Annotated in this window: 23 protein-coding genes; 9 read left to right on the top strand and 14 right to left on the bottom strand. The window is 63.9% G+C overall.

Annotated features, from left to right (window positions below; genetic code table 11):
• The first annotated feature begins 26 nt into the window (after positions 1-26).
• From LGH83_RS09830 to LGH83_RS09820, 3 genes are all read left to right on the top strand, one after another.
• Complete coding sequence (locus LGH83_RS09830) at positions 27-1,796, top strand: HAD family hydrolase (protein ID WP_227401633.1); 1,770 nt, start codon at positions 27-29, stop codon at positions 1,794-1,796.
• Between the two features lie 78 nt (positions 1,797-1,874).
• Positions 1,875-3,056 carry a pyridoxal phosphate-dependent aminotransferase gene (locus tag LGH83_RS09825; RefSeq protein WP_227401632.1) on the top strand — a complete coding sequence of 394 codons (1,182 nt, stop codon included), beginning with the start codon at positions 1,875-1,877 and terminating at the stop codon, positions 3,054-3,056.
• Positions 3,053-4,015 carry a formylglycine-generating enzyme family protein gene (locus LGH83_RS09820; protein WP_227401631.1) on the top strand — a complete coding sequence of 321 codons (963 nt, stop codon included), beginning with the start codon at positions 3,053-3,055 and terminating at the stop codon, positions 4,013-4,015. The genes LGH83_RS09825 and LGH83_RS09820 overlap by 4 nt, the downstream gene beginning before the upstream one ends.
• On the opposite strand, the gene LGH83_RS09815 is transcribed toward LGH83_RS09820, so the two are convergent.
• The 8 genes from LGH83_RS09815 to LGH83_RS09780 all read right to left on the bottom strand — a co-directional run bounded on the left by LGH83_RS09815 (position 3,972) and on the right by LGH83_RS09780 (position 11,421).
• Positions 3,972-4,250, bottom strand: a complete 279-nt coding sequence (locus LGH83_RS09815) for a DUF427 domain-containing protein (protein ID WP_227401630.1) — start codon at positions 4,248-4,250, stop codon at positions 3,972-3,974. The genes LGH83_RS09820 and LGH83_RS09815 overlap by 44 nt on opposite strands.
• A gap of 70 nt (positions 4,251-4,320) precedes the next feature.
• Complete coding sequence (locus tag LGH83_RS09810; protein ID WP_227401629.1) at positions 4,321-4,803, bottom strand: GNAT family N-acetyltransferase; 483 nt, start codon at positions 4,801-4,803, stop codon at positions 4,321-4,323.
• The gene (locus LGH83_RS09805) at positions 4,800-5,828 is read right to left on the bottom strand and encodes a peptidoglycan -binding protein (RefSeq protein WP_227401628.1); all 1,029 of its coding nucleotides are present in this window, start codon (positions 5,826-5,828) and stop codon (positions 4,800-4,802) included. The genes LGH83_RS09810 and LGH83_RS09805 overlap by 4 nt, the downstream gene beginning before the upstream one ends.
• Positions 5,828-6,796: a flagellar motor protein MotA gene (locus LGH83_RS09800; RefSeq protein ID WP_227401627.1), complete on the bottom strand. Its 969-nt coding sequence runs from the start codon at positions 6,794-6,796 to the stop codon at positions 5,828-5,830. The genes LGH83_RS09805 and LGH83_RS09800 overlap by 1 nt, the downstream gene beginning before the upstream one ends.
• A gap of 89 nt (positions 6,797-6,885) precedes the next feature.
• The gene (locus LGH83_RS09795; RefSeq protein WP_131113254.1) at positions 6,886-7,680 is read right to left on the bottom strand and encodes an inositol monophosphatase family protein; all 795 of its coding nucleotides are present in this window, start codon (positions 7,678-7,680) and stop codon (positions 6,886-6,888) included.
• Between the two features lie 61 nt (positions 7,681-7,741).
• Complete coding sequence (locus LGH83_RS09790; RefSeq protein ID WP_227401626.1) at positions 7,742-8,848, bottom strand: tetratricopeptide repeat protein; 1,107 nt, start codon at positions 8,846-8,848, stop codon at positions 7,742-7,744.
• On the bottom strand, positions 8,845-9,516 hold the full coding sequence (locus tag LGH83_RS09785; protein ID WP_227401625.1) for a thiamine phosphate synthase: 672 nt from the start codon (positions 9,514-9,516) through the stop codon (positions 8,845-8,847). The genes LGH83_RS09790 and LGH83_RS09785 overlap by 4 nt, the downstream gene beginning before the upstream one ends.
• Before the next feature lie 96 nt (positions 9,517-9,612).
• Complete coding sequence (locus LGH83_RS09780) at positions 9,613-11,421, bottom strand: ABC transporter transmembrane domain-containing protein (RefSeq protein WP_227401624.1); 1,809 nt, start codon at positions 11,419-11,421, stop codon at positions 9,613-9,615.
• A gap of 268 nt (positions 11,422-11,689) precedes the next feature.
• Between LGH83_RS09780 and rpmE the strand changes: the two genes are divergently transcribed.
• Positions 11,690-11,920: a 50S ribosomal protein L31 gene (rpmE, locus tag LGH83_RS09775; RefSeq protein WP_131113250.1), complete on the top strand. Its 231-nt coding sequence runs from the start codon at positions 11,690-11,692 to the stop codon at positions 11,918-11,920.
• A 75-nt stretch (positions 11,921-11,995) separates the two neighbouring features.
• Here rpmE and LGH83_RS09770 read toward each other — a convergent pair whose 3' ends face one another.
• Together LGH83_RS09770 and LGH83_RS09765 are read right to left on the bottom strand one after the other, a co-directional pair.
• Positions 11,996-12,532 carry a DUF1465 family protein gene (locus LGH83_RS09770; protein ID WP_227401623.1) on the bottom strand — a complete coding sequence of 179 codons (537 nt, stop codon included), beginning with the start codon at positions 12,530-12,532 and terminating at the stop codon, positions 11,996-11,998.
• Between the two features lie 280 nt (positions 12,533-12,812).
• A complete protein-coding gene (locus tag LGH83_RS09765; protein WP_227401622.1) occupies positions 12,813-13,823 on the bottom strand; it encodes an NAD(P)H-quinone oxidoreductase in 1,011 nt (336 codons plus the stop codon).
• 178 nt (positions 13,824-14,001) lie between these two features.
• On the opposite strand from LGH83_RS09765, the gene leuB reads away from it, so the two are divergent.
• Entirely contained in the window at positions 14,002-15,117 is a 1,116-nt protein-coding gene (gene leuB / locus LGH83_RS09760; RefSeq protein ID WP_227401621.1) for a 3-isopropylmalate dehydrogenase, read from the top strand.
• A gap of 36 nt (positions 15,118-15,153) precedes the next feature.
• Here the strand turns inward: leuB and LGH83_RS09755 are convergent, their stop codons facing one another.
• Positions 15,154-15,459, bottom strand: coding sequence for a hypothetical protein (locus LGH83_RS09755; protein WP_227401620.1), 306 nt, complete (start codon positions 15,457-15,459; stop codon positions 15,154-15,156).
• A 76-nt stretch (positions 15,460-15,535) separates the two neighbouring features.
• A complete protein-coding gene (locus LGH83_RS09750; protein ID WP_227401619.1) occupies positions 15,536-16,450 on the bottom strand; it encodes a hypothetical protein in 915 nt (304 codons plus the stop codon).
• A 193-nt stretch (positions 16,451-16,643) separates the two neighbouring features.
• Between LGH83_RS09750 and LGH83_RS09745 the strand changes: the two genes are divergently transcribed.
• Entirely contained in the window at positions 16,644-18,152 is a 1,509-nt protein-coding gene (locus LGH83_RS09745) for an FGGY-family carbohydrate kinase (RefSeq protein WP_227401618.1), read from the top strand.
• A 77-nt stretch (positions 18,153-18,229) separates the two neighbouring features.
• Positions 18,230-18,466 carry a hypothetical protein gene (locus LGH83_RS09740; RefSeq protein WP_131119132.1) on the top strand — a complete coding sequence of 79 codons (237 nt, stop codon included), beginning with the start codon at positions 18,230-18,232 and terminating at the stop codon, positions 18,464-18,466.
• Positions 18,467-18,530: 64 nt separating this feature from the next.
• On the opposite strand, the gene rpmB is transcribed toward LGH83_RS09740, so the two are convergent.
• Positions 18,531-18,848 (bottom strand): 50S ribosomal protein L28, encoded by a 318-nt coding sequence (gene rpmB, locus LGH83_RS09735; RefSeq protein WP_227401617.1) that lies wholly within the window; start codon positions 18,846-18,848, stop codon positions 18,531-18,533.
• A 242-nt stretch (positions 18,849-19,090) separates the two neighbouring features.
• Between rpmB and LGH83_RS09730 the strand changes: the two genes are divergently transcribed.
• The gene (locus LGH83_RS09730; RefSeq protein ID WP_227401616.1) at positions 19,091-19,399 is read left to right on the top strand and encodes a putative quinol monooxygenase; all 309 of its coding nucleotides are present in this window, start codon (positions 19,091-19,093) and stop codon (positions 19,397-19,399) included.
• A 30-nt stretch (positions 19,400-19,429) separates the two neighbouring features.
• Here the strand turns inward: LGH83_RS09730 and LGH83_RS09725 are convergent, their stop codons facing one another.
• The gene (locus tag LGH83_RS09725) at positions 19,430-19,810 is read right to left on the bottom strand and encodes a VOC family protein (protein WP_227401615.1); all 381 of its coding nucleotides are present in this window, start codon (positions 19,808-19,810) and stop codon (positions 19,430-19,432) included.
• A 60-nt stretch (positions 19,811-19,870) separates the two neighbouring features.
• On the opposite strand from LGH83_RS09725, the gene LGH83_RS09720 reads away from it, so the two are divergent.
• The gene (locus LGH83_RS09720) at positions 19,871-21,694 is read left to right on the top strand and encodes an aminopeptidase P family protein (protein WP_227401614.1); all 1,824 of its coding nucleotides are present in this window, start codon (positions 19,871-19,873) and stop codon (positions 21,692-21,694) included.
• Positions 21,695-21,705: the final 11 nt, after the last annotated feature.

The following is a 21,705-nucleotide window of genomic DNA, read 5'->3' as shown; positions in this document are numbered from 1 at the left end:
CACCCCGTTCGGATGGCGTGCCGACGATGCACGAGCGTAAGTCGCCGCGTTGGGAACCGGACCGTATGGCGTATTTTCTAGCTTTGGCGACGGACTACGACGGAACCATCGCGCATGATGGCGTGCTTGACGGCGCGACCGTAACGGCGCTTGAAACCCTGAAGCAGGCCGGTCGGCGGCTCATTATGGTGACCGGACGGGAGTTGCCGGACCTTGAACGCGTCTGTCCACGCCTCGATCTCTTCGATCGGGTCGTCGCCGAGAATGGTGCCTTGCTGTACACGCCGGCCACCAAGGACAAGCGGCCGCTCGGGCCGCCGCCGCCACCTGAATTCGTCGAGCGACTGCGGAGCTTGTCGATCCAGCCGCTCTCGGTTGGCGAGGTGATCGTGGCGACCTGGGAGCCCAACGAGGGCGCGGTGCTCGAAGCGATTCGCGACCTCGGGCTCGATTTGCAGATCATCTTCAACAAGGGCGCCGTGATGGTGCTGCCGAGCGGCATCAACAAGGCGTCCGGCCTAGGCGCGGCGCTCGAGGATCTGGGCTTGTCGGCCCATAACGTCGTGGCGACCGGCGATGCCGAGAATGATCTGGCGTTCATGCGGACCTGCGGCTGCGCGGTAGCGGTCGGCAATGCGCTTCCGGCCGTGAAGGATGCGGCCGATGTCGTGACGGCTGCGGCACGGGGCGCCGGCGTCGCCGAAGTGATTGCCACCTGGCTCAGCGACGAGGCTGCCCTGATCGATGCGGCAATTCTGCGCCATTCGGTTCGGATTGGCGAAACACAGGGCGATCAGCGGGAGATCCTGCTGCGCCCCGACCGGGGCAGCGTCCTCATCACCGGCACCTCGGGCGGGGGCAAGTCCACCCTCGCGACGGCTCTGCTCGAGCATCTGTCGGATGCGGGCTTTCAGCTTTGCCTGTTCGATCCGGAAGGCGATTACGGCCATTTTGGTGACGTCGTCACCTTCGGCGACGCGAAGACGGTCGTGACGCCGGAGCCTGTCCTCGATGCGGTCCGGAAGCTCGGCAACAACGTCTGCGTCAACCTGTTGGCATCCAGCGTCGAGGATCGTCCGCAGATCTTCGCCAGCCTGTTTCAGCCGGTCCTCGACATTCATGCGAAATATGGCCGGCCGCATTGGGTGCTGGTCGACGAGGCGCATCACATGCTGCCCCGCACTGAAGATGCGGGCGATGGGCTGAACCTGCGCGAGCACATCCCCGCCATTTTCGTCACCGTGCATCCAGACACATTGGCCAAGCAGGTGCTGCGAAACATCGGCATCGTGCTCTGCATCGGTCGGGACAGCGCCGGGCTGATCGACAGCCTCAGCAAGGTTCTCGGGCGGCCATGCCCGCCGATGCCCGACCGCACGCCCGACAGGGGCGAGGCTTATTACTGGGAATGCCGCACCGACAATCCTCCACTTCTGGTCTGCGTCGACCAACCCCGCAACGCGATGAAGCGCCATACGCGGAAATATGCGGAAGGCACGCTCGGCGAAGATCGTAGTTTTTTCTTTCGCGGCCAGCACGGGGCGCTCAATCTGAGGGCGCAGAACCTGATGCTGTTTCTGCAGATCGGCGAAGGTGTCGACGAGGAGACCTATCGTCATCACCTGCAGCACGCGGATTTTTCGACCTGGATGCGAAGCTCGATCAAGGACGGCGACCTCGCCGACGAGGTCGCCGGGATCGAAGCCCATGAGGGCATCGCGATCCCCGAGGCCCGCAAGCTAATCCGAACCGCGATCGAGCAACGGTACACCGCGCCGGCTGAACCAGCCGGCTAACCCTCAACGGTTCGCCATCCGGCTTGCGTTCCGCCTGATCAATCGCGATTGTGCGGCACGAACAACGGGGAGGCGTCATTGCTGTCAACAGTCGCGGCTTTCGATCGGATCGGCGAGGAAAACGCCTTCGCGGTGCTGGCTCGCGCGACTGAGCTGGCGCGTCAGGGCCGCAACATCGTCAATCTCGGTATCGGCCAGCCCGACTTTCCGACACCGCCGCATATTGTCGAGGCCGCCATCAAGGCGTTGCGCGACGGCAATCACGGCTATACGCCCGCGACCGGCATCCTGCCGCTTCGCGAAGCCGTTGCGGCCGATCTGCATCGCCGTCTTGGTGTCGAGGTGTCGCCCGATCTCGTCATGATCGTGCCGGGCGGCAAGGTCACGATGTTCATGGCGATCCTGATGTTCGGCGAACCGGGGGCCGACATTCTCTATCCAGATCCGGGCTTTCCGATCTATCGCTCGATGATCGAGTTCACGGGCGCTCGCCCGATTCCCGTGCCGATGCGGGAGGAGAATGGCTTCGCGTTTTCGGCCGAGGAAACCCTGAGCCTCATCACGCCGCAGACCCGACTGCTCATTCTGAATTCGCCCGCCAACCCGACCGGTGGCGTGACCCCGAAGGCCGAGATCGACGCGCTGGTCGAGGGACTCGCACGGTTTCCCGATGTGGCGATCATGTCGGACGAGATTTATGGCCAGATGATCTACGATGGCTTGGAGCATCGCAGCCTGCTGTCCTATCCCGCAATCCGCGATCGGCTGATCCTTCTCGACGGCTGGTCGAAGACCTATGCGATGACGGGGTGGCGGATGGGCTACAGCGTTTGGCCGAAGGTGCTTTACGACAAGGCTCGAAAGCTTGTCGTGAATAGCTTCTCCTGCACCAACGCGCCTGCCCAATGGGCCGGGATCGCGGCCCTGGAGGGCTCGCAGGACGCGGCGCACGACATGGTGGCCGAATTCGATCGCCGGCGTGCCGTGACGGTCGCCGGACTTAATGCAATTCCAGGTGTGAGCGCTATCGTGCCGAAAGGCGCGTTCTATGCTTTTCCGAACATCACCGAAACCGGATGGCGCGCCAAGCCGCTCGCCTCGGCGCTGCTCGAGCAGGCCGGTGTCGCCACCATCGGCGGACCGGATTTCGGGGTCTATGGCGAGGGCTATCTGCGGCTCAGCTACGCCAATTCTACCGCCAATATCGAGATCGCGCTCGACCGGATCGCCACCTTCCTGCGGGACAATCGGCCCGCATGAGGCTACCTGCGTCCGTTCTTCTGGTGACGCTGCTCCACATGGCGAACGGCGGATCCGTGGCCTGGGCCAAGGAGGCCGCGGTGGTGGGGCAAAATCCGCCACCGATCACGGTCAAGCAGAAGGCGCGTCTCAAGGCCGTCAAGTCAAAGCCCGCCCTCGCGAAGCCCGAGACGCCGGAGCCGCGCGTGGTGGAGGATACGGTGCCGGCGGGCCGTTATTACGTCGGTCGAGCCAGCGGCATGCGCGATTATCGCGCCTTGTTCAACGCCGATACGGCTGGATACCACGTGATGCGCGGCGAGGTTCGAGCCCGCCTTTTCGACGAGGTGACGGCCTGGGCCATTCTGCACGGCTACCAGTTTGAGCCCCCGTGTGGCGCTTGCGACCGGAGCGATCCGGCCAAGCCCGTCTCTCACGTGTCGTGGCGCGACGCCGCCGTTTGGGCCAATGCGCTGAGCGAGATGCAGGGACTCGACGCGGTCTATCGCAGTCAGGACGGTAAGCCGATCCGATCGTCAATCCCGCCCGAGATGATCGATCGCGCCGTGATCGAACCGACCTTGACGGGCTATCGCTTGCCGACGATCCCCGAATGGCAGATCGCGATTCGGGGTGCCGACAAGGCGCTGACCGATGGGACCTATGGAGCCTTGCCGGTACCCACCCCAAATGCGCTTGGGCTGATCGACACGTCCGGCCCCTTGGCCGAGTGGACCTCGAGCTCGATGGCGATCGGCGACGACACGCCAAAATATTTCGTCTGTAACGAGACGGTAGAGGGTGTCGTGAGCCTGAACACCTGCACGGCTCACGAGACCGGCGCTGCCGATCAGAGCGTCGGCTTTCGGCTTATCCGCCGGCTCGACGACAAGCCGCCGGCAGTTCCTGCCGCCGGTCGGCCCGAAAAGCCGGTCGTTACGCTACCGTCACGCCTTTCCAAAACGCCACGCGCCCCTTGATGTTGGCGGCCGCCTCCTTTGGGCTCTCATATTGCCACATGGCATCGGGGTTCTCGGCACCGCCGGCCTGGATCGTGAAATAGGTGGCTGTCCCCTTCCAGGGGCAGACGCTGGTTCGGGCGCTCGGCTTCAAGAGGCCGGGCTTGACCGAACCGATCGGGAAATAGTGATTTCCTTCGACCACAACGGTGTCGTCGGATTCGGCGATGATCGTGTCGTTCCAAACGGCTTTCATGGTGTTGTCTCCAAACTTCGCTGAACGATAGCCGCAAGCGCTGCCAAAAGCGGTGCGACAAGACGGCTCGTCACGTCGACGGCGGGCGCCACGCCATCGACCAAATCGGGAGCCCGGAGCGCGGATTGGCGCCGGTACCGACAACCTCGAAGCCATGGCGCTGGTAGAACGCGACCGCGCCGACATTATCCTGATTGACGTGGAGGTCGAGGCCGCAGGCGCAGCGCCGCTGAGCATCTGCGACGAGCGCCGATGCAACCCCGTGCCGCTGAGCCAGGGGGGCAACGGCGAGCTGATCGAGATAGCCGGTCCGGATCGCGACCAGGGCAAAACCGAGAAGGCCGTCGTGGTCGGAGTTCGCCGTGATCATGAGATCACCATCGCGCAGATGATCATCGAGCCGCGTGGCGAACCAGGGTCGGCGGCCCGCGAAATCGATGGACGGCATGGCATCCGCCCAGGCAGCGACCCAGAGTTCCAGTACCGCTTCACGCGCCTCCAGCGACAGATCTACAACGGGGGCGATCCGAACTCCCGCGAGGCCTCGACTCACCGTTCCGTGATCTTCAACTCGATCCGCCGGTTGCGGCGGAGTGCTTCGTCGCTGTCGCCGGTATCGATCGGTTGGAACTCGCCGAAGCCTGCAGCCAGCAGCCGCGTCGGGTCGACGCCCTTGGTGACGAGATATTCGACCACCGAAATGGCGCGAGAGGCCGACAAGTCCCAGTTGGTTTTGAATTGCGGTGAGGTGATGGGTCGTTTGTCGGTATGCCCATCGACCCGCATGATCCACGGAATTTCAGGCGGAATTTCACGTTCCAACTCGATCACGGCACTCGCGAGCTTGTCGAGTTCGGAGTGGCCGTCCGGGTTGATAGTCGACTGACCGACGTCGAACAGCACCTCGGACTCGAAGACGAAACGGTCCCCGACGACCTTGATGCCGGGCCGGGCGCCGAGAATTTCGCGCAAGCGGCCAAAGAAATCCGAGCGGTAGCGTGCGAGCTCCTGCACCTTTTGGGCAAGCGCCAGATTGAGCCGTGAGCCGAGGTCGGCGATACGGGCCTGGGATTCCTTGTCGCGGCTTTCCGAGGCGTTCAACGCATCCTCGATCGCGCCGAGCTGGCGGCGCAGCGCCGAAATCTGCTGGTTGAGGATATCGATCTGGGCGAGGGCGCGGGACGCGACGTCTTTTTGAACATCGAGTTCGCGGCCGATGGCCGCCACTCGGCCGTCGGCCGCGGCATTGCTCCCCGTTGTGGTGGCGAGCAGGCCCTGCAAGCGAGACTTCTCCTTGTCGCTGCTCTCCAGCGTCGCATTCAAGGAGGCGAGGCTCGCCTGCGCCTCCGACTTGCCGGCCCGTTCGAGCGCCAACAGCGATGTCAGTTCCTCGATCTGGCGGTTCAGTTTGGTGAGCGCCGTATCCTTGCCGGTCACTTCGCGTGACATGAAATATTGCGACAACATGAAGACGGAGAGCAGAAAGATGATGACCAGCAACATCGTGGTCAACGCATCGACGAAACCCGGCCAGTAATCGATGCTGCGTTGAACGCGGCGCGCGCGGCCCAGCGCCATCAGCGCAACTCGCGCTCTGTCGTCAGGCGTTCGAGCAAGTTGCGGATCTCGCCATCACGGCTGGCTTGCGCCTCGACCCAGTCGCGGATCAACTGCTGCTCCGAGCGCATGTGGAGAACGAGGCCTTGAATGCCCTCGGCAAGATTGGCCATCGCGACCGTGGCGGCCCGGGAATTGGATTGGTCGGTGCTGGCCGCGATCTTGTCGAGCGCGGCCCGAAGGTCGGGTGGGATGGCGGTCGAGATCGTCTCGGGATTGAAGGTGTTGTCGGTCGAGGCCGACAGCAGATCCTCCAGTTCGTTATAGAACCTGTTTTGCGCTTGCCCGGCTTGAAGATCGAGGAACCCGAGGATCAGCGATCCCGCAAGGCCGAACAACGAGGAGGTGAACGAGACGCTCATGCCGGCGATGGGGGCCGCCAACCCGTTTTTCAGGTCGTCGAACATAACGGCCGCGTCGCCGCTGCCGCCCATCGACTTGATGACGCCGGAGATCGACCCGACCGTTTCGAGAAGACCCCAGAACGTGCCGAGCAGGCCGAGAAAGATGAGCAGGCCGGTGAGATAGCGGGCGATCTCCCGCGATTCGTCGAGACGGGTGCCGACTGAATCGAGCAGCGCCCGCAGCGTCAGGGTCGAGATCGAGCGGAAACCGTCGCCTTCGCCGAACGTGCTCGCCATCGGGGCTAGCAGAACCGGGGGTCTCGAACCCGGCTTGCCGACGCCGACGAGACCATTGGCCCAACGGATTTCCGGCATGAGGCGGATGACTTGACGCAACCCGAGAATGATACCGATCAGCAAGACGCCGAGAATGAGACCGTTAAGGCCGGGGTTGGCCATGAACGCGGTGGCGATCTGGCGGTAGAGGATCAAGGCCACGAAGCCGGCCAGGATCAGAAACACCACCATACGCAGCAGGAATACGTGCGGGGACGACAATCTCAACGATCGGTTTGCTTGCGCCATTCCGGCTTACCCGTGACCCGCGGCCCCATCGGGCTACACTTTTCCGTGCGTAGCAGATTTTCGCCGATCAATCAGCAAAAACCACACCCTCAGGACGCGTCGCGCAGCAGCGTCAGGAGGTGGCGGTGGATGTTCTCATTGCCGGCGCAGATGCTGCGGCTGGTCAGCATCTTATCGGTGCCGTCAGCGTCGCTGACGAACCCGCCCGCTTCGCGGATCAGCACGATGCCGGCCGCGATGTCCCAGCTCTTGATGCCGCGCTCCCAGTAAGCGTCGAACCGGCCCGCGCCCACATAGGCGAGATCGAGGGCTGCCGCCCCGAGGCGACGGAGATTGCCGACCCGCGCCAGCGCTGCCGCGAGTTCGACCTTGAACAACGGATGGCCAGCGGCGGCTCCGAGCGGGGGAATGCCGCAGGCGATCAGGCTGTCGTCGAGATCGCGCCGCGCCGCGACGCGGATGCGGCGATTGTTGTGATAGGCGCCCTGGCCACGTTCGGCGATGAACATGTCATCGGTGGCCGGATTATAGATCACTCCGGCCACGATCACGCCCTCGCGTTCGAGCCCGATCGAAATGGCGAATAGCGGCACGCCGTGGAGAAAATTCGTGGTGCCGTCGAGCGGATCGATATGCCACGTGTGGCTCTTGTCGGTCCCCTCGACGATGCCGCCTTCCTCCATGATGAAGCTGTAGCCCGGCCGCGCCTTCGACAATTCCTCGAACAGGGTCTGTTCCGACTTCTTGTCGGCTGCCGACACAAAGTCGCCGGGTCCCTTCACCGACACCTGCAGGTTTTCGACCTCGCCGAAGTCGCGTTTGAGGCCGCGCCCCGCCTTGATGGCTGCGGCAGTCATCACGTTCATGAGGGCGGAGCGGATCATCGGGTCATTCCAGAGTCGTGCTCGGACGCGTGAGCAAAGTTTCGAAGCGCGAGGATCGCGACTATTGGCCGAGCTGCTTGCGGACCAAGTCCTCGACCTTGGCTTTGTCGCCAGGGGAGAGCGCTGTCAACTGACTATCGAGCCAAGCGTCGCCGATGCCGGCCGCCCGCGCCAGAATGTGCCAGCGCCCCGCCTCGATGGGGTCGCGGCCGATTCCCCGACCCGCCGCGTAGAGACGTGCCAAGCGGTTCTCGGCCACCGGATTGCCTTGGTAGGCGGCCATCAGGAAGTATCGCGCAGCTTCCGCCTCGTTCTTCTCGACGCCGTCGCCGTTGAACAGCATGATGCCATATTCGACCTGCGCGCCGGCATGTTTCCGGTCCGCTGCTTGTTTGAGCAAGGCCGCGGCCTTGGATGTATCCTGCGCCACACCGCGCCCAACCTTGAAGAAGGCGGCCAGCGCATCCAACGCATCGATGTCGCCGGCATCGGCGGCGCGCTGGAAGAAAGCCGCCGCGAGCCCGAAGTCGCGGACTTTGCCGTCACCCTCGACCGCCATGACGCCGAGATTGTAAAGCGCGCCGGGGTGCCCCTGCGCGGCAGCCTTCTCGAACATCGCTTTGGCGGCGGCTCTGTCCTTCGGCACGCCTTTGCCCTGCAGCAATGCCAGACCGTAGGAGAACGTCGCTTCGCGATTGCCGAGCTGGCTGGCCAGCTTGTCCCATTTGGCGGCTTCGGTCAGGTCGGGCTTCACCGCGAGACCCTGCGCGTAAATCTCTCCGATCAGCGCCATCGCGGGCGCATCTTTCGGGTTTCGCTTCAGCCGCTTCATGGCCTCGCTCAGCGCCGTCGCGAAATATCCGCGCTGAAACGCCCCGAAAGCGAGATCCGCATCTGGAGGCACGGGGCGCGAATTGCTGTCGGCGCCAGGCGAGACGGTCGACGGCAGGGTCGGGATACCCGAGGCGAGGGGCGCGGTCGCCGACGGAACGTTGCCGATCGGTGGCGCAAGGCTCGGGGTGGGTGACGCTAGAGTGGGGATCTGCTGCGCCTGCGCCAGGGTCGGGATCTGTGCGTCAGCCGTGTCGATGAGGGCGCCGCTCAGGGCCAGCACCAAAGCGGCGGCCCGGGCCTCACCGCTGAACCGTGACGACAGGATCGACTTCAAGCGCCGGCGCCCTCGCTGGTGGCGGCCGCGCGGGCCGCCATGGCGACCGCCCGCATCGCATCGACCGCTTCGCCCAGCGCCGCCGGCGCTCCGCGTGGATCACCCCATGCGGCATCACCGAGCGCGATGAATTCGGCACCCGCCTCAGCGAGCGGCGTGACATCGGCAAGCGTCTGAGCGAAGCCGACACAGGGGACGTTGAAAATTTCGGCCCACCATTGCACGCGTTCCAGCGTCTCGGCTTGGGTTGGCAGCGCGCCGTCGCGGTCCGGCTCCCCGAACATCACATAGTCGATGTCGCCCTCGCCGGCCGTCATGGCCTCGTCCCGCAATTGCAGGCTCCCGCATCCGACGATGCGGTCCGGCTTCATGCGTTCGATCGCTTCGGCGAGGTCATCGCCAATACCGTCCATATGCACGCCATCGGCATCCACATGCGCGGCCAATCGCGGGTCGCCATCGACCAATAGCGCCGCGCCATGCAGCTGCGCCACGGAGGCGAGTTCCCGCAGCAGCGCTTTGGCGGCGCGATCGTCGCGAGTGCCGTGCCGCACGAGCACACAGGCGACATCGGCAGACGACAGGGCGGCTGCAAACTGCTCGACGAAGCTGGGCGCCTCGGTCAGCACGGGCGTGATCAGGAAAAGGCGGGCGATAAATTCAGGCATGGGTCCGGCAATGCGAGCGGTTAGCGTCCGACCTGTGAACCGGAAGGTCTTCGCCGTCAATTCCGGCGAATCCGCGACCGTCCTGGCCGCGACGGCTCATTCCGCCGCTGCTGCCGCCGAATGCGGTTCGTCCAGCACGTCGAATTGCAGCCGCGCGAGCCGGGCATAAAGCCCATTTTGTGCCGCCAGCGTCGCGTGATTTCCGTGTTCGACGATGCGGCCCGCATCCATCACCAGAATGCGATCGGCTTTTCGAACCGTCGCGAGCCGATGCGCGATCACGATCGTGGTGCGGGTTCCCATCAGATCATCGAGCGCGCCTTGCACCAACGTCTCGTTCTCGGCATCGAGTGCCGATGTCGCCTCGTCCAAGAGCAGCACGGGTGCATCCTTGAGGATGGCGCGTGCGATCGCGAGACGCTGCCGTTGGCCGCCCGAGAGGGTGACGCCGCGCTCGCCGACCAGTGTTTCGTAGCCTTGCGGCATCGCCGTGATGAAGCCATGTGCGGCGGCCCGTTCCGCAGCGGCGCGCACCTCGGCGTCGGTCGCTTCGGCGCGGCCGTAGCGGATATTCTCCATGACGGTGCCCGAAAAGATCGCCGGATCCTGCGGCACGAGGGACAATTGCGCACGCAGCGCCTTGGGGTCGAGGCTGTCGATCGGCACGCCGTCAAGCAGGATCCGCCCGGACGTGGGATCGTAGAACCGCATCAACAATTGAAAGATGGTCGACTTGCCGGCGCCCGAGGGACCGACGATCGCGACGGTCTCGCCGGGCGCAACGCTGAAATCGACATCGCGAACGACCGCGTCGGCGGCTCGGGTCGGATAGGCGAACGCGACCCTTTCGAACCGCACAGTCCCATGCACGGGCTGCGGCAGCATTGCAGGGACGGCCGGGGCCTTGATGGTGGGCGCGATAGCCAGCAACTCGCCGATCCGGCCGGCTGCACCGGCGGCTGCCGAGATTTCGCTCCACACCTGGCTGAGTTCACCGAGCGCGCCGGCTCCGAACACCGCATAGAGCACGAATTGCGACAGGAGGCCGGCCGTCATGGCGCCGCTCATGACGTCATGCGCGCCCAGCCAGAGCACACCCACGACGCTGGCGAACGACAGAAAGATCGCGACCGTCGTCAGCAGTCCGCGCGCCAAGGTCGCGTCGCGGGCCGCGTCATAGCTGTTTTCAACGGCGCCAGCGAAGCGCGAGCGGGTCGCCGCCTCCTGCCCGAAGGCCTGCATGGTCCGGACCGCGCCGAGGTTTTCCGACGCGAAGGCAGTGGCTTCGGCCAGACGATCCTGCGCGGCACGCGAGCGGCGGCTGACAGTCCGGCCTGAAAAGACAAGCGGCAGAACGATAAGGGGGATCGCGACCAACACGAGCGCCGATAGCTTCGGGCTCGAGATCACCATCATGATGATGGCGCCGACGAAGAGGAACACGTTTCGGAGCGCCACCGACGCCGACGAACCGAAGGTCGCCTTCAACTGCGTCGTGTCGGCCGTCAGACGAGAGACGAGTTCACCGGTCTGGGCGGTATCGTAGAAATGCGCGTCGAGACCGCTGAGGTGGCCGAACAACGCGGTACGAAGATCGGCGACGATGCGCTCGCCGAGCGTCATGACGAGGTAGTAGCGACTGCCGGACGCCAGGGCCAGCACGCCGACAACGGCCAGCAGGGCCAGAAAATAGGCGTTGATGAGCCCGGCTTTATCGGAAGAAAATCCGAAGTCGATCATGCGACGGACCGCTTCTGGCACCGTCAAGGTGGCGGCCGAGGCAGCCGCCAGGGCCAGCACCGCCAAAGCCGCACGACCCTTATATCGATTGGCATAGGGGAGGAGAGGAACGAGCGAACGGAGCGAGGCGGCGGACGCGCGTGATCGCTTTTCGGTTTTGGACATCTGAGCCTTATCCTGAGCGACCGAACCGACCCGATGGAGGCGAGAAGCGCGGGGATGATCGACCGAATAGCTTTCCATTAAAGCAATATCGAATTCGATGGAAACGCGGTGGGTTCAAGCGCCCCATTACGATCATGTCGCTTAAATCACCTTATGGCCTTGTAGGTTCAAGCAGGGTGCGGTAATAGGCCCGCTTCACGCGCAAGCTCAGTCAGCAGAGAGTGCCTTCCGGCCTCCACCATCGCTCGCGATTTTGTAAGGACCGACCATGAAGGCCGATACCCACCCGAACTACCATTTCATCAAGGTCGTCATGACCGATGGAACGGAATTCTCCACTCGCTCGACGATGGGCGCAGATGGCGACACGCTGAACCTCGACATCGACCCCAACACCCATCCGGCTTGGACCGGCGGCACGCAGCAGCTTATGGACCGCGGCGGCCGTCTCTCGCGGTTCAACTCGCGCTTCGCTGGCATTTCGTTCGGCAAGAAATAACGGTCGACACAAACGACCGCATGAAAAAAGCCCCGCACCGGGATCCGGTGCGGGGTTTTTTTTGTCGCGAGATCGTCAGGCCGGCGAGCGGTAGACGAGGCGCAGCTTGTCGAACTGCTGGTCCAACCCCCGTCGGGCAATCTGCGGATCGGCGTCGTCGGCTGTGCCGTTCACCATCCGGTCAAGGTGGAGAATACGGGTTTGGAGACGGAGCGATCGCGTCGTCAGCGCCTGGAAGTTGCGGGGTAGCTGCGCGAAAATGGCGGGCGATGACACCATCGCCTGGGCGGAGACCCTGACCTTGATCCGCTCGGTCGAGGCGACGATCGGTGACATCTCGCCCGCGCTGACGGCGCGGCGAATCAGCAGCCAGGACGCGATCTGCATCAACCGTGTGGTCAGGCGCATGCTCTCAGCCGAATAGGCTTTGGAGAGCGGCTTGGGCAGAAGGTCCGCCTCCTCCCGACCCGGTCCGTCGAGATAGGCGGCCGCCTCTTCGACGAGGCGCATGCCCTCGCTGAACAGTTCGGTAAAGCGAGCGGATCCGGCCAGGATGTGGACGAATGAGATTGTGTTGTCGGCTTCCGCGACCCGATTGACCGACAATGACATCCAAGCGCTCCTTGCCGCGACCCCCGTCGATCGGCTCATGTGCCAGTTCGGGACCGATGGCCCCGAACCAGAATCATGCCGCAAATCTAACGCCAAACCGTTACCGGTTAACCTTTATGTCTTGTTAACCTTAACCGTTGACGCCCAAAAAAAAGACCGCCCGAAGGCGGTCTTTCAAGGTTGAACAGGAAGGCGTCGAACAGGGGAGGGATCAAAGCGGACGCTTCTCAGCCCATCGATTCGAACAAGGCCAGAATGACGCCGGAAGGTTAATGCGGCGTTAATCATGAAGGGACGCGGCGTCGAGCACGACCTTTCCCATATGCGTCCCGCCTTCGAGATAGCGGTGCGCCGCTGCCGCGTCGGCCAAGGCAAAGACCCGGTCAATCACAGGGCTGACAGTTCCGGCCGCGAGCAAAGGCCAGACCTTCTGTTCGAGTTCCCGCGCGATCTCGCCTTTTTCGGCGACGGTTCGAGGCCGGAGCGTCGAGCCGCTATGGACCAGACGCTTCATCAGGAGCCGCGTGAAATCGACCTCGGCCTTCGGGCCTTTCTGGAACGCGATTTGAGCAATGCGGCCGCTCTCGGCCGCCGCGCGATAGTTCCTGTCGATATAGTCTCCGCCCACCATGTCGAGGATCACGTCGGCGCCCTTGTGGTTGGTGGCGCGCCCGACCTCCTGGACGAAATCCTGTTGCGTGTAGTCGATCGCGACATCGGCCCCGAGGCGCAGACAGAAATCCGCCTTCTCGCGCGATCCAACCGTCGTGAGGACCGTGGCGCCGAAGGCCTTTCCGAGCATGATGGCCGTCGTGCCGATGCCGGACGTGCCACCGTGAACCAGCAATGTCTCACCCTGCTTCAAGCGCGATCGCATGAAGACGTTGACCCAGACCGTGAAAAACGTCTCCGGCAGGGCGGCTGCCTGTTCGACCGACAATCCGGCAGGAATCGGCAGCGTCGTCGCCTCATGGGTAGCCGCATAGGCCGCATAGCCGCCACCGGGTGTCAGGGCGCAGACGCGATCCCCGATGCGGAAGCGTGTCGAGCCCTCGCCGAGCGCGACGACCTCGCCGGCCACCTCGAGGCCCGGAAGATCCGATGCGCCGGGCGGCGGCGGATACTGCCCGCTCCGCTGCATGAGATCGGGGCGGTTCACCCCGGCGGCCAAGACCTTGATGACGAGATCGCCGGGCGCCGGCTGCGGCATTGGGCGGGTCTGCAGCTTGAGAACCTCGGGACCACCGGGTTCGCTGATCGCGATTGCCGTCATGGTGGTGGGAAGCCGCATGCTGTTTTCTCCATCGAACGATCGTTTTCCGGCTCGGCGGCCGGGATGTTGCCAACCTTTATAGAGGTCATTAGACCGAGGTCGATCACGGGGTCGGCGACCACGGCTGTCCCATGCTCCTTTCAAAGAGCGACACTGGCGTTTTCGACGGCGTCGCCGAACCCCTCCGAGGACCACGATGGCAACCCATAGTCTCCTGCTGCTTCCCGGCGATGGCATTGGCCCCGAGGTGATGGCCGAGGTCGAAAAGGTCGCGGCTTGGTTCGGGCAAGTTGGGATCGCGCATTTCGAGATCGAGAAGGGTCTGGTCGGCGGATGTGCCTACGATCAGCATGGTCAGGCCATCAGCGACAGCGACATGGCTTTAGCCAAGGCTGCCGATGCGGTGTTGCTGGCTGCCGTGGGCGGTCCCGCGTGGGATAGCGTCCCCTATGAGGTTCGCCCCGAGGCCGGCTTGCTGCGGCTTCGCAAAGATCTGCAACTCTTCGCCAATCTGCGGCCGGCGATCTGCTATCCGGCCCTGGCCGACGCGTCGTCGCTCAAACACGAGATCGTCGAGGGACTCGACATCATGATCGTGCGGGAACTGACGGGCGGCGTCTATTTCGGCGAACCCAAGCAGATCATCGACCTCGGAAACGGGCAGAAGCGCGGCATCGATACGCAGGTCTATGACACATACGAGATCGAGCGGATCGGTCGGGTCGCGTTTGACCTGGCCCGCAAGCGCGGCGGTCGTGTCACCTCATCTGACAAGCGCAATGTGATGAAGTCCGGCGTGCTCTGGCACGACACGATGAAGGCGCTGCACGCTCGCGAATTTTCCGACCTGACGCTCGACCACATGCTGGCCGATGCGCTCGGCATGCAGCTGGTGCGCTGGCCAAAGCAGTTCGACGTGATCGTGACCGACAATCTCTTCGGGGACATGTTGTCGGATGTCGCTTCGATGCTGACCGGCTCGCTTGGCATGTTGCCGTCGGCTTCGTTGGGAGACCTCGACCCGAAGACCGGCAAACGCCATGCGCTTTACGAACCCGTGCATGGCTCGGCGCCCGACATCGCCGGCAAAGGGATCGCAAACCCAATCGCGATGATCGCGTCGTTCGGGATGGCGCTCCGCTACTCGTTCGGCCTCATCACCGAAGCCGATTTGGTCGATCGCGCCATTGCGGGTGTGCTCGACGACGGAATCCGCACCGCCGATATCAAGGGCAAGGCACAAGCGACGGTGTCGACCACCGAAATGGGGGACGCCATCGTCAAAAAGCTCATCGAGCTTTCGGCTCGATGAGCTTTTCGTAGAAAGCCAACGACTGATCGAAAAAGATCAGTTGCCGATGCCACCGAAACGGCCGGGCAGGACATCCTGCCCGAATTGATCGGGACGGAACGTCGAATAGGTCGGCTCATTCAGGGTCGTCTGCTCGACCATGTAATCGTTCTCATACCCGACCGGCACCTGCGTGCCGCTATCGGTGAACGCGCGCTTGCGAACCGTCAGCGGGGGAGCTTGGTTCATCGGATCATAATATTGACCCGGAAGCTGCGTGCGGCTCTGCGCGATCGCAGCACCGGACACCAAAGTGAGCGCCAAAGCTGCGCTGGCCACAGTCAAATTCAACGTGAGTCGCATCGTCAGATTCCCCAATCCAAGTCTTTTTCGTGAAGTCAACAGGTCGCTGCCTGATTGGTTCCGTTGCGTCGCACCATCAGCGCCGCCGTTTCGCGCCGCCTGAAAGACGCTTGAGCGGCGGTGTCGGAGCATTGTCGTCCAGCCACGTCGTGATCGAGCCGGCCGCAAGAAGGTGAGGGCTCACGCATTCCTGACCGCGTCGCTGCTCCGCCGCAACGAAGAAATCACGGAGCGCGACGTCATCCCCCGCCGAGATGAGATCGATGCGGTCGATGACGCAAGCGAGCGTGTGTCGGTCCATCGGTTTGGCGTCGGTTCCGCAGGCAAAACCCAGGATCGCGACGGGACCGGTGTCGGCCGCTCCCTGCACGAGCCGGAACCCGAGACAGGGGGCGATTGTCGTGCCGCGCGCCACGCTGAGGTCGGCGGCCGAGACATCGCCGAACCGTGTCGGCATCGTGGTCGCGAGGCCGCTTCGGACGACCGCGAGATTGCTGCTGGCCGCCAGCCGCGCCATGTCGACGAACAAGCCCGGAGCCGCATCGGCGGTGCCGTCCAATCGCGTGATCGAGAGATCGAGATAGGGCCCCTCGCCGCCGAAGCTGCCGAAGCGGAGCATATCCTGCCGCCCCGTGCCGGCCGGCTTGCGCCGCGCCGCATAAACCACCGGTAGCTTCGCAAAGTCGGATCCGGCGAGTTCGAACAGCGGGATCGGCCGGTTGACCTCGACCCAGCTTCTACTCGCGTTTGGGATAGCGGCCGTCACATCGGGGTTCGACGCCGGGATCGCGGCCGCTTGCGCGGGTTCCGGCTCGACGCCGCGGGCGCTGGCGTTCAACGACGGAAGCGCCGCTAGACCCACAAGCCCGAGCAATGTTGCGAAGAAGACGAGCAGCCACGCCAGAGGCAGGCGCGATCGCCGATGCACAGGTCGTTCGAGGCTCTCGAACGAGCCGTCCACCATGTCTGTCTCGATCCTCATCGACGTCATCAGGTCCCACCGGATCGCCTATCGCGCGCTAGTCATGCGGGCGCGATGCTGATCGGCTGGTTACCGGCGACGCGCGACTTCGGATCACCGTCAACATGTCGTTACCATGCGGGCTTGCCGGCCCTCGTGGGGTCGTGTGGCTTGGATCGCCGACCCGAACGCCGTAAAGCTGCCGGAGCTGACGGAGGGCGGAATGGTTTATTTCATGGGTGTCGACATCGGCACGTTTGAGTCGAAAGGCGTCCTCACGACGGCGGATGGCCGCATCGTCGCGCGCGCCATGCAGCCACACAAGATGATCGTGCCGCAGCCGGGCTGGGCCGAACATCGAGCCGAAGAGGATTGGTGGGGGGATTTCACCGTCATCGCTCGCAAGCTGCTGGCCGAGAGCGGGGTCGATCCATCGGACGTCAAGGCGGTGGCCGCAAGCGCCATCGGGCCGTGCATGCTGCCGCTCGACGAGGCGGGACAGCCCTTGTGTAACGGCGTGCTCTATGGCGTCGATACCCGCGCGGCCGACGAGATCGAACAGCTCACCACGGCGATTGGGCGCGACACCCTGCTGGCTCGCTGCGGCAACGCGCTGACGAGCCAGTCGGTCGGCCCCAAGATCCTGTGGCTGAAGAACAAGCGGCCGGATCTTTACGCCAGGGCCCGGATGTTTCTCAGCGCGACGCCCTACATCACGTATCGCCTGACCGGCGATTATGTGATGGACCATTTTACGGCGGCGGGGTTCACGCCGCTCTACGATGCCGCCGCGAATGCCTGGAGCGCGGACTTCGCCGACGGCATCGTCGACCTCGCTTACCTGCCACGCCTGATCTGGAGCAGCGAGATCGCCGGTACAGTCACCGAGCAGGCCGCACGCGAAACCGGCCTTGCGGTGGGGACGCCGGTTCTGTGTGGCACCATCGATGCGGCAGCCGAAGCCGTGAGTGTCGGGGTCACCGGCCCCGGCGACATGATGCTGATGTATGGCTCGACCATCTTCGTCATTCTGGTCACGGCCAAGCCGGTGCGCGACTCGCGTCTGTGGTACGCGCCCTGGTTGTTTGAAGGGCTCGAGGCGAGCCAGGCCGGGCTGGCGACGAGCGGCACCCTGACCCGGTGGTTCGCCGATCAGTTCGCCCGTGAGATCGATCCGGCCGAGGTGATGCAAACCATGGCGCGGGAGGGCGCGACGTCCCCGCCCGGGGCGAAGGGGCTTGTCGTCCTGCCATATTTCTCCGGTGAGCGAACGCCCATCCACGACACCAAGGCGAAGGGCTGCATTTTCGGCCTCGATCTCACCCATACGCGAGCGGATGTCTATCGCGCCATGATCGAGGGAATCGGATTTGCGGTCCGCCACATCACCGAGACCTATGCCGACGTCGGTCAGCCGCCGGAGCGCGTCATCGCGGTCGGGGGCGGCACCAACAATGCGGTGTGGTTGAAGGCGGTGTCCGATGCGAGCGGCCATCCCCAAATTCTGCGTGAGGTGACGACGGGCGCGAGCCTCGGGGATGCGTTCCTGGCGGCTGTCGCTACGGGCCATGCGGTGCTGGGCGACATCGAACGATGGAACGCAACCGTGCGGGTCGAACAACCGGATGAAAGCACGCAGAGGATTTATGATCGGCGCTTCCCGATCTACAAGGCCCTCTATCAGCAGACGAAGGACCTCATGGCCGCCTTATCCGACATGCGGGACGCTTAAATCCAAGCTGCGCCTTGGCCGGATATTTCGAGCCGCTCGCGCGTTGTCCAGTCGGACATAACCAGGGGAATGTCATGATGAAATGGATTGCGGTCGTGGCCATGATGGGCTCGGCCTTCGTGGCGACCGAGGCTCAGGCCAAAGGATGCATCAAAGGCGCGATTGTCGGCGGCATCGCGGGCCATTACGCCGGCCATCACGGCTTTCTCGGTGCGGCGGCCGGTTGCGCCTATGGTCGCCATCGTGCCAACCAGCAGCGGATGCAGGATCAGCAGCGCCAGCAGCAACAAGCGCCGAATAGCCAAAGCATGTAAGGCACCGCAAACAACGCAAAACGGCCGGACTCGCGTCCGGCCGTTTTATTTGAACCGCTTCAGATCAAGCGGCTTCGGATGCCGATGCGGTCGCTGCGGAAGCGGCTGTCCGCTTCTTGATCTCGCGCTTCAACACACGGGCGTTCTGCGACAGCTCGCTGTCATCCGCCTTGATCAGAAAAGCATCGAGGCCGCCCCGATGCTCGACACTCCGCAGCGAAGCTGCCGCGACACGGAGGCGAACCGAACGCTCGAGAGCTTCCGAGATAAGCGTGACATTGCACAGGTTCGGGAGGAACCGGGTGCGTGTCTTGTGATTGGAGTGGCTGACGAGATTGCCGCTTTGGACGGCTTTGCCGGTCAGTTCACAACGGCGGGCCATGGACTTCATCCTTCGGGACAGTTGTTTGCGGCCGGCAAAAACATGCGAAGGACCGGTGACCCGGGACCTATCAGCCACGAAAATCGAGTGAATAGGGATGTCGCGAGCACGAGCCCGCCACGTCCCAGAGGGCGGGTCTATACGGCGTTGCGGCGCAAGCGTCAAGACGCTGCTCGGACCGGGGCGCCTTTCAATCGCGTGTCACCGCCCTATGCTCATCGTGTCTCTTGGAGGACAACGCCATGACCAAATTTGCACTTTACGTTCCGCTGAAAGCCAAGCCCGGTAAGGAAGACGATGTCGCGGAATTTCTTCGATCCGCCGTTCCTTTAGTCAATGCGGAGCCCGGCACCCGATCCTGGTTCGCCATCAAGGAGGGTCCGTCCTCCTTCGCGATCTTCGACACGTTCGACGATGAAGCCGGTCGCGACGCTCATCTCAATGGCAAAGTCGCCGCCGCTTTGATGGAAAAAGCAGCGGCCGGCGACCTCTTCGCCGAACCGCCGCAGATCCACAAGATGGAGATCCTCGCCGACAAGCTTCCGGGCTGATCCTGAAACGACCGGGCTCCGGGCAGAGGCTCATCGTTCGTAGAGTTCCAGCGGCAGCCCATCCGGGTCGGCGAAGAAGGTGAAGCGCCGACCCGTGTGCTCGTCGATCCGAACCGGTTCGACGGTGACGCCGGCATCGTCGAGCCGCTGAATAATCGGCTCGAGCCGGTCAACCTCAAAAGCGAGGTGCCGCAGCCCGCAGGCTTCCGGCCATGAGGGCCGGCGCGGGGCTTCTGGAAACGAGAATAACTCGATCTGTGACGAGCCGACCTGGAGATCGCATTTCCACGAGCGGCGCGCCTCCCGCCACACCTCGCGGATGATCGGCAGGCCCAGGGTCTCGCTATAAAATCGCTTGGATCGTTCATAGTCGGAGGCGATCAGGGCAACGTGGTGGATTGCGTTGAGCATCGTGACCGCCTTCCGCCGATTGGCGTTTCGCTTGGGTTGGACCTGCACTAATCTGACCGCATGTCCAAAGCCCAGTTCCAATCCTTTGACGAAACCGCCGATCCGACACAAGGCGGCCGGCGCGTTGCCTTGCTCCGCGCCGCCTTGGCGCGCCATGGCGTCGACGGCTTCATCGTGCCGCGCGCCGACGAACATCAGAACGAATATGTACCCGCTTGCGCCGAGCGTCTGGCGTGGCTCACCGGGTTTACCGGCTCGGCCGGGACCGCGATCGTGTTGCGCGACAGCGCCGCGATCTTCATCGACGGACGCTACACGATCCAGGTCGTCGATCAGGTCGACGGAACGGTGTTGGCGCCGCAGTCGCTGATCGACAACCCGCCGGAGACATGGCTGTCGACCCATCTCAAAAAAGGGGACCGGCTCGGCTACGATCCATGGCTCCACACGCCGGCTCAGGTCGAGCGGCTCGACAAGGCGGTAACGGGAGCCGGTGCGACCCTCGTGGCGTTGGACCATAATCCGATCGATGCCGTCTGGGCGGATCGCTCCGCGCCGCATTTCGGTCAGATCGCGCTGTATCGCGATGCGCTGGCCGGACGGGACGTCACGGGCAAGCTCGCCGACATTCGTGGCGCGATGAAAGACGCCGCTGCGCTGTTGGTCAGCGATCCGCATGCAATGGCCTGGACCTTCAACATCAGAGGCGATGACGTCGGTCATACACCGCTGCCGCTTGGGTTTGCGCTGCTGCCGCGTGAGGGACGCCCGACCCTCTATCTCGATGGACGAAAGCTTTCCAACAGCGTCCGCGATGCCTTGGAGGCTCTGGCCGACATCGTCGAGCCGACGCGCCTGAGGGGTGATCTCGCGGCGCTCGGTGCCAGCGGCGGTGTCGTGATGTTCGACGCCGCGACGGCGCCGCAAAAGTTGAAGTCGGCCGTCACCGACGCGGGCGGTCGCGCCGAGATGGTGGCGGATCCGATTGCCTTGATGAAGGCGGCGAAGACACAGGCGGAGCGGCAGGGAGCGCGCGACGCGCATCGCCGCGATGCCGCAGCCGTTGTCCGCTTTCTAGCCTGGTTCGATCGCGAGGCGCCAAAGGGCGGCTTGACCGAGATTGACGCGGTCGAGGCGCTGGAGAGCTTCCGGCGCGATACGGGGCTTCTCAAGGATGTGTCGTTTCCGACGATCGCCGGCTTCGGCCCGCATGCCGCCATCCCGCATTATCGCGTGACGACGGCGTCGAACCTATCGATCGGGCAGGGCATCTTTTTGATCGACAGCGGCGCGCAATATGAAGACGGCACGACCGATATCACCCGCACCATGGTGGTGGGGGATGCCTCCGCGGAAATGCGCGATCGGTTCACCCGCGTGCTCAAAGGGCATATCGCGATCGCCCGATCGGTGTTCCCGCAAGGCGTATCGGGCGCCCAACTCGACAGTTTCGCCCGGCAGTTCCTGTGGCAGGCCGGGCTCGACTTTGACCATGGCACGGGCCATGGCGTCGGCGCCTATCTGTCGGTGCATGAGGGACCGCAGCGGATCGCCAAAACCGGCACGGTCGCACTGGTCGAGGGTATGATCCTGTCCAACGAACCCGGTTATTACAAAGCGGGCCATTGGGGCATTCGGATCGAAAACCTGCTGTTGGTCGAATTGCGGGAGATCTCAGGGGCGGAGCGTCCGATGCTCGGGTTCGAGACGCTGACGTTTGCGCCGATCGACCTCAAGCTCGTCGAGGCGGGCCTGCTCACGATGGAGGAACGAGCCTGGCTCGACGCCTATCACGAGACCGTGCGGGCGATCGTGTCGCCGCTGCTCGAGCCGGACGTCAGAGCTTGGCTGGAGCACGCGACCCGGCCGCTCGCCGAAGCCTGATCGGCGCCTGC

The sequence above is a fragment of the Lichenihabitans sp. PAMC28606 genome, assembly GCF_020616535.1.
Taxonomy (GTDB): domain Bacteria; phylum Pseudomonadota; class Alphaproteobacteria; order Rhizobiales; family Beijerinckiaceae; genus Lichenihabitans; species Lichenihabitans psoromatis.
Note: the sequence above shows the minus strand (reverse complement) of the source record. Positions and strands in the feature narration are given on the sequence as shown.

What these genes read in the sequence shown, in the direction of transcription:
- LGH83_RS09830 (WP_227401633.1), top strand. Translation starts at nt 27, where the DNA reads ATGCACGAGCGTAAGTCGCCGCGTTGGGAACCGGACCGTATGGCGTAT.
- LGH83_RS09820 (WP_227401631.1), top strand. Translation starts at nt 3,053, where the DNA reads ATGAGGCTACCTGCGTCCGTTCTTCTGGTGACGCTGCTCCACATGGCG.
- LGH83_RS09815 (WP_227401630.1), bottom strand. Translation starts at nt 4,250, where the DNA reads ATGAAAGCCGTTTGGAACGACACGATCATCGCCGAATCCGACGACACC.
- LGH83_RS09805 (WP_227401628.1), bottom strand. Translation starts at nt 5,828, where the DNA reads ATGGCGCTGGGCCGCGCGCGCCGCGTTCAACGCAGCATCGATTACTGG.
- LGH83_RS09800 (WP_227401627.1), bottom strand. Translation starts at nt 6,796, where the DNA reads ATGGCGCAAGCAAACCGATCGTTGAGATTGTCGTCCCCGCACGTATTC.
- LGH83_RS09795 (WP_131113254.1), bottom strand. Translation starts at nt 7,680, where the DNA reads ATGATCCGCTCCGCCCTCATGAACGTGATGACTGCCGCAGCCATCAAG.
- LGH83_RS09785 (WP_227401625.1), bottom strand. Translation starts at nt 9,516, where the DNA reads ATGCCTGAATTTATCGCCCGCCTTTTCCTGATCACGCCCGTGCTGACC.
- LGH83_RS09780 (WP_227401624.1), bottom strand. Translation starts at nt 11,421, where the DNA reads ATGTCCAAAACCGAAAAGCGATCACGCGCGTCCGCCGCCTCGCTCCGT.
- rpmE (WP_131113250.1), top strand. Translation starts at nt 11,690, where the DNA reads ATGAAGGCCGATACCCACCCGAACTACCATTTCATCAAGGTCGTCATG.
- LGH83_RS09770 (WP_227401623.1), bottom strand. Translation starts at nt 12,532, where the DNA reads ATGTCATTGTCGGTCAATCGGGTCGCGGAAGCCGACAACACAATCTCA.
- LGH83_RS09765 (WP_227401622.1), bottom strand. Translation starts at nt 13,823, where the DNA reads ATGCGGCTTCCCACCACCATGACGGCAATCGCGATCAGCGAACCCGGT.
- leuB (WP_227401621.1), top strand. Translation starts at nt 14,002, where the DNA reads ATGGCAACCCATAGTCTCCTGCTGCTTCCCGGCGATGGCATTGGCCCC.
- LGH83_RS09755 (WP_227401620.1), bottom strand. Translation starts at nt 15,459, where the DNA reads ATGCGACTCACGTTGAATTTGACTGTGGCCAGCGCAGCTTTGGCGCTC.
- LGH83_RS09750 (WP_227401619.1), bottom strand. Translation starts at nt 16,450, where the DNA reads ATGACGTCGATGAGGATCGAGACAGACATGGTGGACGGCTCGTTCGAG.
- LGH83_RS09745 (WP_227401618.1), top strand. Translation starts at nt 16,644, where the DNA reads ATGGTTTATTTCATGGGTGTCGACATCGGCACGTTTGAGTCGAAAGGC.
- LGH83_RS09740 (WP_131119132.1), top strand. Translation starts at nt 18,230, where the DNA reads ATGAAATGGATTGCGGTCGTGGCCATGATGGGCTCGGCCTTCGTGGCG.
- rpmB (WP_227401617.1), bottom strand. Translation starts at nt 18,848, where the DNA reads ATGGCCCGCCGTTGTGAACTGACCGGCAAAGCCGTCCAAAGCGGCAAT.
- LGH83_RS09730 (WP_227401616.1), top strand. Translation starts at nt 19,091, where the DNA reads ATGACCAAATTTGCACTTTACGTTCCGCTGAAAGCCAAGCCCGGTAAG.
- LGH83_RS09725 (WP_227401615.1), bottom strand. Translation starts at nt 19,810, where the DNA reads ATGCTCAACGCAATCCACCACGTTGCCCTGATCGCCTCCGACTATGAA.
- LGH83_RS09720 (WP_227401614.1), top strand. Translation starts at nt 19,871, where the DNA reads ATGTCCAAAGCCCAGTTCCAATCCTTTGACGAAACCGCCGATCCGACA.